This window comes from Leptospira terpstrae serovar Hualin str. LT 11-33 = ATCC 700639 (assembly GCF_000332495.1).
GTDB classification, from domain to species: Bacteria; Spirochaetota; Leptospiria; order Leptospirales; family Leptospiraceae; genus Leptospira_A; species Leptospira_A terpstrae.
Genome location: NZ_AOGW02000010.1, coordinates 959,010 through 977,343 on the forward strand (window position 1 = coordinate 959,010; position 18,334 = coordinate 977,343).

The 18,334-nt window shown below is 38.9% G+C and carries 10 protein-coding genes; all 10 read right to left on the bottom strand.

Going from position 1 to position 18,334, the window contains the following annotated elements:
* Positions 1–12: 12 nt before the first annotated feature.
* Positions 13–5,613: an alpha-2-macroglobulin family protein gene (locus LEP1GSC203_RS12960; protein ID WP_002973889.1), complete on the bottom strand. Its 5,601-nt coding sequence runs from the start codon at positions 5,611–5,613 to the stop codon at positions 13–15.
* Positions 5,614–5,791: 178 nt separating this feature from the next.
* Entirely contained in the window at positions 5,792–7,054 is a 1,263-nt protein-coding gene (locus tag LEP1GSC203_RS12965) for a porin (protein ID WP_002973658.1), read from the bottom strand.
* A 148-nt stretch (positions 7,055–7,202) separates the two neighbouring features.
* Positions 7,203–7,886: a response regulator gene (locus tag LEP1GSC203_RS12970; protein ID WP_002973642.1), complete on the bottom strand. Its 684-nt coding sequence runs from the start codon at positions 7,884–7,886 to the stop codon at positions 7,203–7,205.
* 12 nt (positions 7,887–7,898) lie between these two features.
* Positions 7,899–10,475, bottom strand: coding sequence for a sensor histidine kinase (locus LEP1GSC203_RS12975; RefSeq protein ID WP_002973765.1), 2,577 nt, complete (start codon positions 10,473–10,475; stop codon positions 7,899–7,901).
* Positions 10,468–11,046: a potassium-transporting ATPase subunit C gene (locus LEP1GSC203_RS12980; protein ID WP_002973871.1), complete on the bottom strand. Its 579-nt coding sequence runs from the start codon at positions 11,044–11,046 to the stop codon at positions 10,468–10,470. The genes LEP1GSC203_RS12975 and LEP1GSC203_RS12980 overlap by 8 nt, the downstream gene beginning before the upstream one ends.
* Complete coding sequence (gene kdpB, locus LEP1GSC203_RS12985; protein ID WP_039937838.1) at positions 11,046–13,097, bottom strand: potassium-transporting ATPase subunit KdpB; 2,052 nt, start codon at positions 13,095–13,097, stop codon at positions 11,046–11,048. Before kdpB ends, LEP1GSC203_RS12980 begins: the two co-directional genes overlap by 1 nt.
* Positions 13,098–13,106: 9 nt before the next feature.
* On the bottom strand, positions 13,107–14,744 hold the full coding sequence (gene kdpA, locus LEP1GSC203_RS12990; protein WP_002974188.1) for a potassium-transporting ATPase subunit KdpA: 1,638 nt from the start codon (positions 14,742–14,744) through the stop codon (positions 13,107–13,109).
* 96 nt (positions 14,745–14,840) lie between these two features.
* The gene (locus LEP1GSC203_RS12995) at positions 14,841–15,623 is read right to left on the bottom strand and encodes a hypothetical protein (RefSeq protein ID WP_002973807.1); all 783 of its coding nucleotides are present in this window, start codon (positions 15,621–15,623) and stop codon (positions 14,841–14,843) included.
* A gap of 3 nt (positions 15,624–15,626) precedes the next feature.
* A complete protein-coding gene (locus LEP1GSC203_RS13000) occupies positions 15,627–16,787 on the bottom strand; it encodes an LIC10775 family protein (RefSeq protein ID WP_002973945.1) in 1,161 nt (386 codons plus the stop codon).
* Positions 16,788–16,789: 2 nt separating this feature from the next.
* The gene (locus LEP1GSC203_RS13005; protein ID WP_002973583.1) at positions 16,790–18,256 is read right to left on the bottom strand and encodes a hypothetical protein; all 1,467 of its coding nucleotides are present in this window, start codon (positions 18,254–18,256) and stop codon (positions 16,790–16,792) included.
* Positions 18,257–18,334: the final 78 nt, after the last annotated feature.

Sequence of the window (18,334 nt, forward strand, 5' to 3'; positions counted from 1 at the left end):
CGTAAACTTTTCCTAGTCCCCGTTTTCCGAAATCCTCACAGTTTCATTCGGCCATTCCGCATGGGTTTCTGGAGAATACATGGCTTCCACCCGAGTGGCTGGCATCTGGAAACTACCCGAATGGTTCAACCGAAAGCTATGTTCCAAAATATGTGTCCCTTTCGGGAGGTATTCAAAATACGCTCTGTACTGAGAAAGGGTTTTTTCTTCAAAACTCAAGTAATAGGAGGTATCCCCCGTTTTTCCTTCTTGCGAGATGATAGACTCTCGGCCAAATCCACGACCAAGGGGGAGTGATCCTGGAGGGATCGGGTCTTCTACGACTACCCAGGTTTTATCGGAGTCCGCTTGGATCTCAATGGTAACGCGAACGGTATCACCCTTGGAGAGGATTCCTGGTTTTGCCACTTGGACCGGTTCAAATGTTCGTTTGATTCGGTATCCACTGGAGATCGGTGCTTTCAGAGGAAGGATCGAATTGACTGACCACTCCACCCAAGGTTTTCCTTTTCCTTCATAACTGACAGAAACAGATTCTGGTGTAGTCCCGATGGTTTGTGTTACCGTTTGTTTTCCGTTAGGTTCTAAACTCAAAACCTCTTTTGATGATTGGATTTTTAATTTACCACCTGTGACTTTTTCTGATTCCAAAAGTTTACTCACTCGTTCAAAAACCAAAATGGAATACGCATTGCCTAGAGTGGTATCATAACTTCCCCTCTTTTGCATTTTGACAAAACCTTTGATAAGGCGTGGCATATCTTTTTTATAACTTGGTTCTGAGAAGGCCCAAAGTAAAAGTTTTGCCATCGTATAATCACGGCTTCCTAAAATCCACCAAGGATTGGTAAAACCTGAATCAGCCACCACAAGTTCTGAACCTTGGATGTTAAGCCTTGACCGTAAAACACTCGCCAAGCGAGATTTCACGGAACTATCTCCCCCATTCACCCTCCCCCAAATCTCTGAAAGGTCAATGAGAGAAGCTGTTGGTAAAAACTCCAGTCCATCAAAGATAGGTCGCACAACTTCCCATTCATAAGTTTGGTATCGGGTTAGGGCTTCCCAAACAATGATCTTTCGAACCACTGAGTCAGCTCCGAATTTGTAACGTTCGCCCTGCACACGTCCTTCTAAATAACCCTGTAGGCCTGCAATCATTCGCCCCAAAGTATCGTCTGGAATTTTTTGGTTTGAGAGACTTGCCGAGGTAAGAACATAGGCGGTAAGAATTTCACTTCCATGTTCCATACGAGCAAAGTATTTCACAAGCCCATCATAATCCAAAAAGGAGTTTAAGTCGCTAAATACATCACTCCACAGAACTTCTGATTTAAGTCCTATTGCCTTAGAAACACGTTGTTCCATACAATAGTAAGGATAGGTTTGAAAGTAATTTTGGATTCCACTTAGGCTTGTGAGAATGGTAGGAGAAGCTTTCCAAACCATCTTACCTGAGTTTGGTTTTGATCCTTCCGGCACCTGTACCGATTCTTTGATCGGAGACTCATATAAAAAGAGCCCTGCTTGGTAGACCCTTTCTGAGTCCACAGGGAGTATTTTTTGTTCCACTGTAATTTGATCAAGGATTGTTCCATTGGGAGCGGATACTTCTAAACTAAACTTTCGTTTGGTGGTATTTTCTGGAACCGTAAGATCCCAATAAACCACTTTCGTTTCCCCGGAAGCCAAAATAGCAGATTTTGTTTCTAGTTCTTCTTTTACTTCTGTTCCAGTTTTTAAGTCAGTGACGGAAAGGCGCAACCGAAGTTGTTCTTTTGTATCTCCTGCATTGCGAAGGGTTACCTCGTGGCGAAGTGTGTCACCCAACCGAACTACAGGTGGAATGCCAGAAAAGGATTGGATCTTTTGTGTGGTTTGGATTTTGGCAAAACCGGTTCCAAACTCTTTAGAGCCCGAAGTGGCAACGACGACAATTCGAAAACTAGTTAAAGAATCATTTAATGGAAAACTAAACTTTAATTTTCCATCCTTACCCACAATGGCTTTTCCCTTCCAATAGAGTAAGGTATCAAATAAAGAACGAGTGGATTGTTTTCCCCCTCCTCCCCCTTCCGGTTTCGCTTTGAGACCAAAATGTCTTTTTCCAATGATTTGCGATTGGGCAGTGGAGGTTCCCACCAAATGGGGCCTTGTTCCCATCATCACATCAAGTAAGTTCCAAGTGGGGTTCGGAGAAAGTTCTAGAAGTGCTTCATCCACCACCGCAAGTGTCACCTCCGTAGATTCTAAAGGAACTTTACCATCTGAAGTTTTGATCTCCAGTTCTACATTGGCTGTTTCTCTGACTTGGTAGAGTTTTTTTTCTGGGTTCACAGCAACGGACAGACTGTACGGTTTGGATCCTACCTTTAACATGGTGAGACCAAATCGGTATCCCGGCTTTGCTAAATCGACAAGACCTGTTGGTTTTGGTTCTCCCACACGACCTCGCACAAGAAAGACAGAAACAAAAACATTGGGAGCATATTCCCTTTTGATAGGAATGGAAATCACAGGATCTTTTCCTGAAACCGGTGTCACAAAATAATCCAAAACCCCTTCACGTTCTAAACTCACAAGAGCAGTCGCTTCCCGAAAAGGAGAGCGGATTTGGACTTTGATGGTTTCTCCCACATCAACACTTCGTTTTTCAGGAAGGATGTCCATGCGGTTGTGATCGCTGACATCAAACCAAGCTTCTTGTTTCGAACTCACCCAAACACTATATCCAGAATTGGTTAGATTTCCTTGGTTATCTTTGGTTTCTGCAAGAAATACAATGTCACCTACTGCAGGTGATTTTCCTTCACAAATTAAAATTCCTTTGGAATCTGTTTTCCCTTCGCAGAATTCTCCGAGTTTTGTAACTTCTTCATAATGTTCATACGCGTAAAACCCACCGACAAGACGTTTGCGGTTGGAATAAAACTCTCTTTTGTAAGCTGTGACTTTTATTTTTTGGGAGCTAAGTGCTTTATCTTTTGAATCAAGAGCCACTAACTGAAGTTTCACGTTATCTTCTGTGAATAACCAACCATCTGGTAAAATTCCCAAATGCACTTCCGCAGGAGATACAGGAAAACTTCTGGATACTGTTTGGATTTCTCCCGATGGATCAGCATATTCCATTTCGACTTGAAAACTCCCATACCCAGGAACAGGTTTTAATCCACTAAATGTATATTGTAAAAAGCCTTTTTCATCGGTTTTCAGTGAAGTAGAAAGAACTATTGGTTTTGCTTCTTCCACTTCTTCTTCATCATACCCACTAGACTTCCACTTTCCTTCTTTGATTGTTTCAGGGGAGAAAGAAAAGGCAGAGTATTCTTCTTTTGGAGAATAAGAACTAGCGACCACTTGGGAACGGATTTTTACAGGGAAACTTCCAGCTCCTCCTCCCGAAAGGTATTCAAGTCCAAATAAAACTTTAGATTCTTTAGGAGAAACTAACTCTTGTTTATTTCCTGCAAGTTGGATATTGCCTTTGACTACAGGAAGACGAAACTCTTCCACACGAAACTGTGCGACAGTTTCCCCATAACTTGAGTCATCATTTGAATAGGGATAATAAACAATATACACCCCATGTTTGGCAGTTTTTGGAATTTTGAATTCAGATTCGGAATGACCGGGAAAAGACCAAACGAGAGGTAAAGGATAGGCTTCGCCAGATCCTTCATGTTTGATAATGACTTGGGAGGGATTGTCATTTGGATCGGCAGGTGTTAGTCCTTTATTTCCAAAACCACGACGAACATGTTTTAGGTGGACGGTTTCCCCTTTTTTAAATAAGGTCCGATCAAGAACTATGGATTTAATTTCCTTAGAAGAACTAATAGTTGTGCTTGGCAATTGATAACGCCAACTTTCTATCCCTTTGTCCCAGGTGCTTGAGGTAAAACTTATATCATCATTTTTTTGGACAAAAATAGTTAATCCAGAACCTAACTCATGATAACCGCAGTAAGGAACTTCTTGGAAACTTAAATTTCCAAAGAGCATACTCCCATCTTTCCCCGTGATCCCTGCCCCCCGCAAATTTCCCTTACAGTCTAATATTTTAATTTGGACTCCCGCTTCGGGAAGCCCTTGGTCCAGGTTTGTCACCCAAACAAGGCTTGTATCCTTTCCCCATTTGAAATGAGCCGAAAGATTGGTAACAAGGGCCGCACTCGATACATACATCTTTCCTTTTTTTTCAAGGAGGCTATTGCCAAGGATATCACTCGCAAGTTCTACGACATAAAACCCTGGAGTTTCGAGAGGGATTCCCACCACTTCCATTGGTTTTTTGCCATTGGGTTTGGGTAGAGAGAAAGTAGAAATTCCTGCACTTGTCGGAGGATTCTGAAAAACCGACTGTTCACGTTCTCTAGAAGAAAGGATTTGGAACCATTTTTGGATTTCCAAAATATCCATGGTTTTTTGGCTTTTTCCACCAACACCAAGGGAAATGGATTTTATCGGAAGGTTTGCTTCTAAATTGCGAAGTGTGACAGGTAACGCTGGTTTGGCTTTCGATTCTAAAATTCCAAACTTGGCACCAAATTTTGCCAGTGGCGGGAACTCATCGGTTTTAAACTTCAAAGGAAAGGATGCAGCATTCGACAAACTTCTGTTTGTTTCATCTTCGAGTTCAGGAATTCGAATTTCAAATTCGCTATTTTCAGGGAAAGGTCCAGGGAAACTCACCCATTCATAAAATTCATTTCCTTTTTCTGCTAAGGGAGATTGTGGGTATTCTTTTCCGTCTTTGGAAACTAATTTGATTTTTTGTAATAAAGAGCGAGAGACCGCCGAACTAAAAGAAAGCGAAACGGGAAGAATGGGAATACAGTCTGCTTTTGCATTCACTCTCTCACAACTAAACCGAACAGAAAATACAGGTCGTACGGTAAAAGAAAGAACTTCATCCTCTCGGATTTCGCCACCCCAAACCGACTTTGTTCCTTTTCCTAAAACTAATTGGATTTGTCTTTCTGGTAAAAAGGTTTGTTTGGATTTTAAAAGGAGTGTTTCTTCTCTGTCTGTATCTCCCGTAGACTTTAAGATGGCTTTTCTTTCGGAACCAGAAACGATTCCAATGGGGATCCGGTTTCCCAGTTCTTCCGAACGAAAGTAGGTATACTTCTGAAAAGAGGATAGGTCTGGTTTTGCATCTAAGTGCAAAACAAAAATTTGGTCTTCTGTGATGGAAGAGCCCTGGTATGGAGAAGAATACTGAACCGAAGGTCCACCGGTATGAAACGAAAAGTTACGTTCCCCTTGAACGATATCTCCACTTAAAGTTTTGGTTCCCTCTTTTAATTGGAAGGAACATTCCACTCCCCCGGGTACTTCTTTTTCAAATTCATAAACCCAAGTGGTAGAGTCTAGAAACCGGCTCGTTCCAGGTAGTGGACATTTGATTTGGAAAAGATCCACTTTGGGACGGATGTCTCCGAGGGAAACCATAGGTTTAGTGAACCGCACGGTGACTTGTTTGGGCTGTTTGACAAATCCATTGGGAGTGAAAAATTCTATCGTTGCCGGTAGGGATTGAGAGTCATCCGAACGAACCAAAAATAAGGAAAGGAGGAGGAAAAGAAAAAGCCAGCGCTTTGCAAACATGATGAGAATTTAGAAACGGGAAGTGGATTGGAAAGAAAAAAAAGAAAATCAGGGATATTGACCCCTCCCTGCGGGTATCATAAGGAGAAACATCTATGAACAGAATTTAGACCAGGAGGATAAGAAAAAGGTTTACGGTTTTTCTGGAATCAAATCCGAATGCTCTCATTTTTTCGCCTTAAAACTTAACGGAAAAAGCCATTAAAAAGAAATCTTCTTTTTTTGAGGTTTGTGACTCTCTATAAGCAAACACAGAATCAGCGGACCTCCGGTAAACATATTCGAATCGAAGTAATCCTGGATCAAACGTGAGAATATCAAAGGTAGTGGTATACCCGTTACTCATAAATCCATTCCGAGTGCCAGTATTCACCATCACCTGAAGTGGGTCATAAAAACGTTCGATTCGAAAACTCAATCGGTATTCTGGAGTCAACTTAAAACTTGCCCAAAATGTTCCGTGATACCATTGCCTATAGGCATTCGATTTTGTTTCGCGATAATCACCAAGATTTGGATCATAGGCACCTAACCAAGGTTCATAAACAAAACTTTGTTTTGATTTTTGAGCACCTACATCAAACTGACCGACTAAACTAATTCTATCAGAAAGTATCCATTCCAAAATTGTATTTTGATACAAACGTATTTGTTTTCTTTCATTGTTTGGAGCTTCATTTCCAGCGAATTGGTTAAGAGTTAAAATTAAATTTGAATTAAAGATATACTTTATCTGGCTACCAAAGGATTTATCTTTATTGTTATCTGTTATATTTTGCCATCCATTTAACACCTGCAACTGTCCGCTCAGTTTATCGGTAAATTGGTGAGTCAATCGAACTCCAGAAGAATAATAAGGAACATAGTCTAAGGCAAATGCCCTCGTGTAGTTCACATTATTCTGCGAAATCCAAGATTCGTGCCCGATATTTCCAAAAAATATCCCCATATCAACCCAGGTATCGCGACCGATTTTAAAACCAGTATAAGCTTCTTGAATATTTTTTACTGAATTTTGATTAGAATATTTTTCTGTTGTTAATTCAGACGCATAATTTGCGTTTACCGAAGTTCCCCACTGGAAAGCAATTCTTCCTCTATAGTTTTTCTCTTCGATTTTTGCATCAATATAAGCTAAATTTATATTGAACTCATGATTACGCACCGCTTGTGTTGTGAAGTTTCTTTCTGTATCTTTCGGAAGGTTTCGATTGTATAAATAATACGAATCGATAAAGCCGCCAAATTGAAAGGATTTTGGTAGTACTATTGTTTTTGGAATAGGTTCTGAATTCTGAATATTTTCTTTTCCATTACTTTCTTCTGCCATGATCGGCGAAAACATAACAAACAAAACCAAAGGAATAAAGTAAAAAGCAAATTTCAGAGAAGATATGCTTTCTATTTTCAAAAAGGCTAAAACAAACATTTGATTCAACATCATAGAATCAAATTACACTATTTGAATGACAATTACAATGTCTGGGAGATTATCGTTTTTGTTTTCACCTTAAGAAATGATTAAGAAAGTAAAACCTATGACGGATTTAGGTATCCCATTACCGATTCAAAACAAAAAAATCTGCAAGTTAACCGCTCACCCAACGATAACCGATTCCTGGTTCTGTGAGAAGAAAGTGCGGGCTACTCGGCGAATCTTCAATTTTTTTTCTGAGTTGCGTGATATGAACTCGTAAGGAATTCATTTCATTGAGGGCCTGATCTCCCCAGATTTTTTTTATCAATACATCATGAGTGATCACCTTACCAGAGTTTTTAATTAGAAAGGTGAGAATTTGAAATTCGGTTGGTGTCAATCGAATCTGAATGTTGTTTTTGATTACTTGGTAGTTAATAAAATCCACTACTAAGTTTTCTTTTTCCCAATTGGATGGTGCCTCTTCTGCCGGAAGTCTCCGCAATGCGGTTCGAATTCTTGCCAAAAGTTCTCCCATACTAAAGGGTTTGGTAATATAATCATCGGCACCAGAGTCAAGTAAGGCAATCTTATCTTCTTCAGAACTCATAACAGATAAAACTATAAAAGGGATTTCAGAAAATGTTCTTACTTCGTTGATTACCTCTAAACCACTGCCATCAGGTAACTGCAAATCGAGTAAAACAAGTTTTGGCGAGTGTAAAGCTACAGATTCAATCGCTTCTTTTTTAGAAATTGCTTCTATGGTTTGGTATCCTTTTGCCTCAAGTGCAACGCGTAACATTTTTCTGATGGCACTATCGTCATCCACAAGAAGGATCAAATCTTTCTGCATAGACATTCTTTACTATACAGAATACGGCATGTCAATGAGAAAGCATGCCCCTCCTTCCTTACGATTCATCGCCTCGATGGTTCCCCCGTGTAATTCGATGATAGATTTAGATATAGCAAGCCCAAGTCCTGTACCAATTTTTCCAGAAGATTCGCCCCTATAAAACTTTTGGAAAATACGAGAAGAATCTAGCGGTAGGCCATTCCCATTGTCTTCTACGGTCCACCGGATACTCTCTCCTTCCTTTTTTAAAGAGATCCAAATGACTGATCCGGATGGAGTATACAAACAAGCGTTATACAATAAATTGAATATCGCATGGGTAAAAAGGACTCGGTCAAGATCAACAGGGAAATCACAATCATTCAAATGAACCTTTATGGAATGGTTTACCTTATTTTTCCCCAAAAAAGAAATAGAATCTTGAATGATATCGGAAGGATAAACTTTTTCCTTTTTCAATGTTAAATAACCTGATTCAATGCGACTGATATCCAAAAGATTCCCAAGTAACAAATTCAAAACAAGAGAACTTTCCTGAATTTCTTCCAATAAACTCTTTCTCGCAACAGGATCCGCATCAATTTCCGGATCGAGTAAAGCAGAGGCAGAACCCCTAATTGAAGTTAGTGGAGTTTTCAATTCATGTGAAAGAGAATTAAAAATTAAATTGTATAATTTTTCCGATTCTTTTAATAAAAAATTTTTCCTAGAATCTTCAGATAAAATATCGCGATCAAGAGCCAATGCCACTTGATTTGCCACCGTGTTTAAAAGTATTTCCTGTTCCAAACTAGGTTGTTCTGTGGCCTTCACATTGATCACTCCCGTTATCCCTCCGGGAGAAAGAAGTGGATAGAAAGTTGTTTGCGATAAAGACAAAGTTTCAGTGTACATCCCTGCTGGTTTCCCATTTTTAATGGTCCAAGAGGCGACTGCTAAATCTTTCGAATCTGTAATCGCAGGAGTAAACTCACCTCCTTGGTAAAAGTGAAGATTGACTGGGAATGGAAAGATTCTATTAAAAAAGGAATCTCCTGTTTTAATAATTTCTGAAGCAGAGGATGCCTTTGATAAATTTTGAGTGAGTTCATAAAGAATCGAAAGTTTTTCTTCTCTTGACCTCAGTTTTGTTTCATTTTTTTTAAGTCGTGCGGTGAGCCCCCCGTTAATCAATGCGATCAACATAAAGATAATAAACATCAAAGCATCTTCTAACTTGGAAATATAAAAAGTATAAAGCGGGGGAATAAATAAAAAATTCCAAAAACAAGCAGATAAAATAGCAGCAAGGAGTACCGGACCACGACTAAAAAACATACCAAGCAGGGCCACGTAAAACAAATACAAAATCGATATTGTCCAATATCCAATATAGGAAATTAAAAGCTGATTGAATAAGGTAACAAGGGACGTGAGAGCAACTATGGATGCATATTGCCGAATTCCAGAAGAAGGGATTAATTTTTTATAAAAGTCAAATTGAAACGGTCTCTCATCTTCAAAGGGAACAATGATTACTTCCACATTTCGAATTTGTTTAATGATTTTTGTTGAAATATCCTTTTGGAATGGATTTGAAAAAAAACGTTTTTTGGATCCACCGATCACCAAACGATGGATGTGTTTTTCTTGAACTGCGGCCAAAATTCCCACAACCGGATCCGATTCAAACGAATGGACCACTTCAGCCCCTAACTCTTTTGCAAATCGAATATGGGATCGAATCGAATTGGCAAAATCTAAATTTCGATCTTCTTCATTTTCTGAAAAAACCGCAAACAATTCAGAGTTTCTCTCAAGAGACAATCTTTTTGCATTTCGAAGGAGAGTTTTCGAATGAGGACTGGCTGAAATGGCAACCATTATCCTTTCTCTTCCTTGGGGCATTCTTTTTTCTACATACTTTGCGGTGTAAGTCAAAGACAATTCCCGAAGATATGTAAGATTTTCTTTGCGGAAAAAGTTTTCCTTGGCTGCGATTATTTTTTCAGGTATATATACTTTTCCTTCAGAAAGCCGTTTCAACAATTCATCCGGAATAATATCAATTAACACGAGTTCGTCTGCTCTTTCTAAAATACCATCGGGGATAGTTTCTTTTACTGGGCTTTGGATGATTTTTTCGACTGAATCCACTTGGCTCTCTAAATGTTGCACATTCACAGTGGAAAGGACATGAATACCGGCATCCAGTAGTGTAAAAATATCTTGGTATCTTTTTTTATTGACTGAGCCAGGAATATTCGTATGAGCTAGTTCATCAACAAGCACATAACTTGGTCTCTCTTTAAGAATGTTTTCCACATCCATTTCTTCCCAAACCTTTCCCCGATATTCAATTTTTTTCAGGGGAATCCATTCAAGACCATCTACTAATGCTTTGGTATCTGGTCTTCCGTGGCTTTCGACTACACCAATCCGAACATCTTCTCCTTCTTCTTTCAAGTGATGGGCTTCGGTTAACATGGCATAGGTTTTACCAACACCAGGAGACATTCCAAAATATACTTTCAAGAATCCTTTTTTCTTTGGTTCTTCTTGGTTAGCAAGTGATAGAAAATCTTCAGGACGTTTTCCTTCATTCATGATTCATTTGTATCCAGGATAGATTTAATTGATTCACATTAACCCGTTCTCGTCCTATAAAACCGAAGAGAGGGTATTCAGTGTTTTTTTGAATTAATTCATTGATCATACTGGAAGGAATTCCCCTTTCTTTTTGAATCAATTGTGCCTGTTCCAAGGCGCAAGGAACCGATATATGTGGATCTAACCCTGAAGCAGATGTATAAAGTAACTCCAAACATTTTTCAATAGAAATCCCATCATTTTCTAATTCTTTTTTGCGTTCTTCAACTAAGTTTTTTAATTCTAAGCTAGAAGGACTTAAATTAGAAGCACCACTTGGCAAGGTTGCGTAACTTAGGGCACTCGGACGATAACGAAACATTGATTTCGCTGAAACTTGTTGTGCCAGTAATTCAGAGCCAACCACTTTTCCATATGACACCAATACACTTCCGTTTGCTTTGAAAGGGAAAAATGATTGTGCAAGCCCAGTGATAGATAATGGGTATAATAATCCAAAAACTAACAATGACAAAAAAATAAATCGGATCGCGATTTCCCATTGGTTTGATGCTTCATTCGATTTCATTAAAATCCTCCAGCTAAAATTAGGTCGATGAGTTTGATTCCGAAAAAAGGTAAAATCATTCCTCCCCCTCCATAGATCATCACATTTCGAAACAATGCTTCGTCAGGTGACTTAGGTACATACTTCACACCACGGAGTGATAAAGGGATGAGAGCCGGGATTATCAAAGCATTAAAGATAACGGCAGATAAAATGGCATTATCGGGATTTGATAAATTCATAATATTCAAGGGAGCTAATGGTACAAACAGAGCCGGAAGGATTGCAAAGTATTTAGCAATGTCATTGGCAATACTGAATGTCGTGAGTGCTCCCCTAGTCATAAGGAGTTGTTTTCCAATTTCAACTATTTCTATGAGTTTACTCGGATTACTATCCAGATCAATCATATTGCCAGCTTCTCTGGCAGTTTGTGTTCCCGTATTCATTGCAACACCTACATCGGACTGTGCAAGAGCTGGAGCATCGTTTGTTCCATCCCCAATCATTGCAACCAAATATCCATTAGCTTGCTCTTCTCGAATTCGATTTAGTTTTGCCTCAGGAGTTGCCTCTGCAATAAAATCATCTACACCAGCTTCTGCTGCTATGGCTGCTGCAGTGAGAGGATTGTCTCCAGTGATCATCACGGTTCGGATTCCCATCCTTCTTAAATAAGCAAAACGTTCCTTGAGTCCTCCTTTCACAATATCTTTTAACTCGATGATGCCAAGCAATTGGTTTCCTTCAGAAACAAGAATTGGTGTGCTTCCCTTTCTTGAAACTTCATCCGAAACCATTTGCATTTGTTGAGGAATTGTTCCCCCGAGAGATTCAATATGTTTTCGAATCGCATCAAAAGCACCCTTTCTAATATTTCTAATTTTTTTTCCATTTTCCGAAATCTCAACTCCACTCATACGCGTGGATGCTGAAAATGGAATCCATTTTACTTCTAAAGACTTTAGGTTTCTTTCACGAATCGCATATCGTTGTTTTGCGAGAATGACAATGGATCTCCCTTCTGGAGTTTCATCTGATAGTGATGAAAGTTGTGCGGCATCTGCCAACTCTTCTTCAGTAATCCCTTCGGATGGAAAAAATTGATTCGCTTCCCTATTTCCAAGTGTAATCGTACCGGTTTTATCCAATAACAGAACATGGATATCTCCCGCCGCTTCCACTGCTTTTCCACTTTTAGCAATGACATTATAACGAATCAATCGCTCCATACCGGAGATTCCAATAGCACTTAAGAGAGCAGCAATTGTCGTTGGGATCAAACAAACAAAAAGTGCGAGCCATACCGAGAAATTAAAATTCCAATTTTGACCGATTTCATTGCCTACAAATTTTGCAATGGGAACCAAAGATAAAACACCTAAAAGGAAAAGTATCGTAAGAGCAAAAAGAACAATGCCAAGAGCAATTTCATTTGGTGTTTTTTGTCTTGAGGCTCCTTCAATCATACCAATCATTTTATCGATAAAACTTTCTCCAGGTTTTGTTGTGATTTTAACATATAAATAATCAGAAATCACACGTGTCCCACCTGTTACTGCAGACCTGTCACCACCACTCTCTCGGATGACGGGAGCCGATTCCCCTGTCACAGCAGATTCATCCACACTAGCAATTCCAGAAATCACTTCTCCATCACCAGGAATTGTAAACCCTGCCTCAACAAAAACAATATCATTGATTTTTAATTCGTTTGATGGTGTTTCAGTGAATACTTTGTCCCCAACTGACTCTACTTTTTTTGACATTGTTGAAGATCTAGTTTTTCTTAAACTATCAGCTCTTGCTTTCCCTCTACCCTCTGCAATGCTCTCTGCAAAATTAGCAAAGAACAAAGTGAATATAAGCCATAGAAAGATGGGAACTTCGTTACGAAATGAAATACCAGCTAACAAATAGTATAGAATTTGTAAAAAGAGAATCAAAGTTCCTATCCAAACAGTGGCCATCACTGGGTTTGAAAAAGCATTTTTGGGAGAAAACTTTTGCAGTGAATTCCAGAAAGAAGTATTCAAAAGTTCTTTAGATATCATATTATTAGAATTTACCATACATTCCTCTTAAAAGAAAATTCCGTTCTCTATCATTATGTGCTCCAAGATCGGGCCTAATGCTAAAACGGGAAAAAAAGACAAACCACAAACAACTAGGATCACACTGAAAACTAGGAATCCAAACAACATTGTGTCCAATTGAAAGTTTCCTTCTGAAGATTTGGTCGTGATTTTTCCACCCAAACTGCCAGCGACCAAAACTACTGCATAAATTACACTAAAACGTCCAACTAACATAGATAATCCTAAAGATAAATTTCCCCAAATGGTATCAGCAGAAAATCCAGCAAAAGCAGAACCGTTATTTCCAGCAGCAGAACTGTAAGCATACAAGATTTGTGATAAGGCATGAGGTCCTTTTGCCGAATAACCCGATTCCAAAAATATCGTAATTGTGGTTCCTGCTAAAATGCAAACCGTAGGTGCAAGGATTCCGAAAAGAGTCCATTGAATCTCATAACTACCAATTTTTTTCCCAAAGTATTCTGGAGTTCGTCCTGTCATAAGTCCCGATAAAAACACGGTGAGGATTAAGAATAAAAACATTCCATACATACCGGTGCCTACTCCTCCAAAGATAATCTCACCTAACATCATTTGGAATATAGCTATCCCTCCTGCAAGTGGTGAATAACTATCATGCATGGAATTGACTGAACCATTGGAAGCTGCGGTTGTAGATGATAACCAAAGAGTAGATTCAGTTAATGAAAATCTAAATTCTTTGCCTTCCCAGAATCCCGAATGATTCCATTCGGAATAAAAAACACCAAGAAACCCGAGTATAAAAAAAGCCAACATCACAAAGAAAATTACCCAAGCGTGGCGAAAGGAATTTGTGATTTTGCCGTATAAAAATACGCAAGAAGCTGGCAAAAAGAGAATCGAAAACATTTGAATGAAGTTTGAAACTGGAGTTGGATTTTCAAAAGGATGAGCACTATTGACACCAAAAAATCCGCCGCCATTGGTACCAATTTGTTTGATGGCAATTTGTGAAGCCGCAGGTCCTAACGGAATCGTTAGAGGTTGTCCATCAAATCCCAATGTATGGATCGGTTCTTGAAACGACTGAACAACACCTTGGCCGACTAGAAGTATCGCCACAAAAAAGGAAATAGGGAAAAGAATATAAAAAGTGGAACGAAATAAATCTTGCCAAAAATTTCCAAATTTAGTGGTTGAAGATGAAACAATTGCTCGACTTACAAACGTTAATATTGAAATTCCAACGCCTGCACTAAGAAAATTCTGCGGAGTAAGTCCCACCATCTGTGAAAAATTGCTAAGTTGGCTTTCTCCAGAATAGGCTTGCCAATTGGTATTCGTAATAAAAGAAATTGTTGTATTCAATGCAAGGTCAAAGTCCATCCCTTTGAAACCCAATGAATTCATAGGTAAAAAATTTTGATATTTTAGGATTAAAAATAAAATTCCGCCTCCTAAAAGATGAAACACAAACAGACTGTTCAAGTATTGTTTTGGTGTTTGCGATGTGGGCTCACCTGAATATAAAAACTTTTGAAACAATCGCTCAAACGGCAAAACTTTTGCATTTAATACAAATGCCATGTAATAGCCGACAAAGGGTGAAACTAGAATTAGTAGCCCAACAAAAAAAGGGAAATAGAGTAACTCAACCATAAGGAAATTCTCTCATGATTTACTCTGATCGTAAAGAGTTGGTGTCTTAAGGTAATCGTTTAAGAGATTAAGAAAAGATTAAGATATTGGAAATATTCACCAAGTCGGAAAATACACCACAAGTGCCCATACCAAAATTAGAAAGATAAAAAACAAAACGGAAAAAATCCCTTTGGTAAAAAATTCAGAATCCAATGAACCTCGCCAAACAATAAACACAGAATCTTTTGCTAATGGAAATTCTTCCCCATCCCAAATGGGATCTTGCAAAACAACTCCTCCCGAAAACAAACTTGAAAGGTGACATTTACTATCTTCTTTCGAATAACAAATGGCATATAACAATGGTTTTATGTCTTTTCCTGTAACAGAACGAATGCGTTTGTATTGAAAACGAATGATAGGTCCATAGACAGAACCACCAGACCTTCGCCGAACAAGAAGTGGAGAACGAAACTCACCGGCATCTGTATCATCCAAATAAAAATCTCGTAGATACAAATAACGGTAATTAAGGTTATCTGATACTTCTTCCGGAAGGACATCCATTTTTGAAGTGATCCCCAAACCATAACCAATGGAATCTCCCAAAAACAAAACAGAATTTCCCCCAGCAAGTAAGGATAAAAAAACAGCGAGTAGAATCTTAAGTCCTGTTCTTTTCGAAAGGACAATTCCTAAAAACAAAACTGGCAAAAAGAATACAAGGATGACCCAAACAGAAATAGATAGCGGGAAAAAGGCACCAAAGGGGAGTAAAAAAAATCCAAAACCCAAAATAAGAGAAAGCCCCGTCCAAAAAATAAATAAGGATGAGGCAGGATCTTCGTTTGGTTCCGGTTTTTTTCTGCTTTGATTTTCAACGAAACCAACAAACATCCATTACTCCTTTACTTCAAATGAACTACGAATGGTTTGCCAATAGAGGTCTGCTGTTTCCTTTTCCCTTTTTGGATAAGATAAGGAAAGAAAGTAACCACGAGGTGCGTTATAAAGATAATACTCTTTCATTTCCATGGCAACCGAATTTCCTATTTCATCCACCTCAGTCCATTCACTCAAATATTCCGATTTGGATTCCGACCTTTTAAAACCCAGTTTACGAATCTGGGTGGGAGTAAGGGAACGTAATGAATCCCAAAATTGAAAGTAATTTTTGGTATCACGAAGTGGCCTTGATTTATCAAAACTAGAGCCAATGGATAAAATGATTTTTGGAAGATTTTTCTTTTTTTTGCCGGAGGTTTGCAGTTTTAAGGCTTCATCCCATTCGGTTTGACCCACAGGTAAATAATTAGAGAGAAACTGTACAAAACGTACCATCCGGTAAATGGTATCTCTGTTTTCACCATAGATTCCTAGGCGATTCCCAAACAAACCCTCATACCTCAAATTCGCAGAAAACCGAATTCGGTAACGAAAGGACTCTGACTCTAAAACAATTTGTTCTTTTGGTTTCGATTCCCCAACATAACATCCGTAAGGTTCACTAACCAAATCCAAGGGTATGGTTTGGTCTGACCATTCATTGGCTGCCCTGTTTGTAATTTCATTGGAACGAACAAGCCACTCTGGGAAAAAACCAGGTTCTTTTTCTAATTTCAATCGATAACAAAGTTGGATCCCTTTTCCAAGAAATACTGCTTCTTTTTCTTTACGGACTTCGTACAGAGCCTCAAGTTCCTTCGCGGCAATGTCTGCTTCTTCTTTTACCGGAAATTCTTTATAATACTCATCATCGATAAGAAAACGCATCTTGCCCGAAGGTGTGACCAAATAATTCCGACCATGGGCATCTTTTTTTTTGACCGTAGATTGTTTGTTTTTAAATTCAGAAAGGAACCTATGGAAACTACGGCTCTCCTCTTCTTCTGCATCAGGAATCCAAGGTTTTTGTAATAAAGGATCCACAATGACTTTAGTATTTGGTTCTGGTTTTACAAAAGAAGCGGGGATAAAAAAAAGAATGAGCAAGATTCCAATTTTTACTTTTTTATCTATATTTGTTTTTAGAAATCGAAGAGAGTGGTTCTCCCCTGACATCGTTAAGCCTGAAATTTGGATTGGATAAAATTCAGTGCCATAGTAAAGATCTTGGAAAAATCTCTTTTATGGTTTTCGTCATTCACACGAGCCAAAAGCCCTTTTAGCAGAGTTTGTACTTGGGTATAATTGGGAACTTCGAAAAATGCTTTTTGGATATGGGGCCAAGCCATTTTTACCATTTGCATAAATTCAGGACTTCCTTTTTTAAACTCTTGAATCATTCGATCTAACGTAAGTTTAACGATCTGATAGTTTTTTAGTTTTTTAACAATTCCCACTAAAACTTCGCGACTCAAATCCGATTTAGAACTCATCATTTGAAAGAGGGAATTCCAATCGACAGGTTCATTTTTTTGTTCTTTGAGAACTTGTGTTCGTAAAGAAACTACTGCCTTTTCAAATTCGGAAAGACCCCGTAACCAGTTTTGGTATCCCACTTGGTCCGATTTGGTTTGGAATCCCGTGATGGTTTGCACAAGTTCCATAAATTCTTTGACACTAAAAATATCTAGGCGTGCAAGATTTGGATCAACTTTGGCGATTGGCTCCGGTTCTTCAAAGTCAACATCGATGTCCTGAGAAAAGTCGTCATCGTCTGTATTTGCATTGGATGTTTGAGATCTTCCTTGTGAGGAATCAGAATCATCAAATTCCAAATCTTCAATTTCATATTCTTCTGAAGGAGCGGAAGTTCCGTTTTTAGATGATGGTTCCGGGATCGGATTGTCTTTGGGGTCTGGACCAATTCTTACTTCTAAGAGTTCGCCCGTGAGGTTTTCGGCAAAGGTTTCTATAATTTCCAATAAGATGGATTTATCTCTTTCGGGAATGAGGGTTTGTTTTTTAGCCACTGGTGTGGGGGGGGCATTGGCAACGGCCAAGGCATCGGTAAGAGACACCGGCTCTTTTTCAGATTCGGCACTGGATGGCATGGCAAGAGCAGCTTTGGCAGACTCAGCCATTAGGCCCTTGGGTTCAATGATCTCACCAGTCAGTGGGTTTTCCAGGACCGTTAAAATTCCTTTTTGAGTGAATACAAAATCTTTTGGATGAGTGACTTGCAATCGTTCTATGATTTCTTCGGCTACAGAGGAGAAACTAGGTGGAGGTGCATTGGTAATTTTGTCCAATTCCTGAGCTTTTAGTTTTTCTTGTACTTTGTTTAGGACTTCGATAAAATTGGAATTTAAATAAGTAGAAACTTCATTTTGAGGAACACCTAACATAGTCGCAAATTGAGGAAGGTGTTCAAAGAACTGGTCAGTCTTTTTGATATTTCCAGTCATGTAGGATTTGATCTGTTTTGCGACCTCTTCCACCTTGGTAGGGTCCATTTTCCTAGCTTTCAGTAGTTTTTTGAAAATATCGATATGGGCGTGGAAATAGGATAAGAATTCCCCATAAGCGGTAAATTCAAACTCTCCGTGCGCTTTTTTTTCTAAAACCTTTTTAGAACCGTCTGACATAGTAGGATCTCATCCAATGCATAGGAAAAGTCACAAGGGTCAAGATTTTTACGAACCGATTGACGAAATGCAGGGAGA

Coding starts and splice junctions, on each gene's coding strand:
- LEP1GSC203_RS12960 (WP_002973889.1), bottom strand. CDS start 5,613: ATGTTTGCAAAGCGCTGGCTTTTTCTTTTCCTCCTCCTTTCCTTATTT.
- LEP1GSC203_RS12980 (WP_002973871.1), bottom strand. CDS start 11,046: ATGAAATCGAATGAAGCATCAAACCAATGGGAAATCGCGATCCGATTT.
- LEP1GSC203_RS13005 (WP_002973583.1), bottom strand. CDS start 18,256: ATGTCAGACGGTTCTAAAAAGGTTTTAGAAAAAAAAGCGCACGGAGAG.
- LEP1GSC203_RS12965 (WP_002973658.1), bottom strand. CDS start 7,054: ATGTTGAATCAAATGTTTGTTTTAGCCTTTTTGAAAATAGAAAGCATA.
- kdpA (WP_002974188.1), bottom strand. CDS start 14,744: ATGGTTGAGTTACTCTATTTCCCTTTTTTTGTTGGGCTACTAATTCTA.
- LEP1GSC203_RS13000 (WP_002973945.1), bottom strand. CDS start 16,787: ATGTCAGGGGAGAACCACTCTCTTCGATTTCTAAAAACAAATATAGAT.
- LEP1GSC203_RS12970 (WP_002973642.1), bottom strand. CDS start 7,886: ATGCAGAAAGATTTGATCCTTCTTGTGGATGACGATAGTGCCATCAGA.
- LEP1GSC203_RS12995 (WP_002973807.1), bottom strand. CDS start 15,623: ATGTTTGTTGGTTTCGTTGAAAATCAAAGCAGAAAAAAACCGGAACCA.
- LEP1GSC203_RS12975 (WP_002973765.1), bottom strand. CDS start 10,475: ATGAATGAAGGAAAACGTCCTGAAGATTTTCTATCACTTGCTAACCAA.
- kdpB (WP_039937838.1), bottom strand. CDS start 13,097: ATGGTAAATTCTAATAATATGATATCTAAAGAACTTTTGAATACTTCT.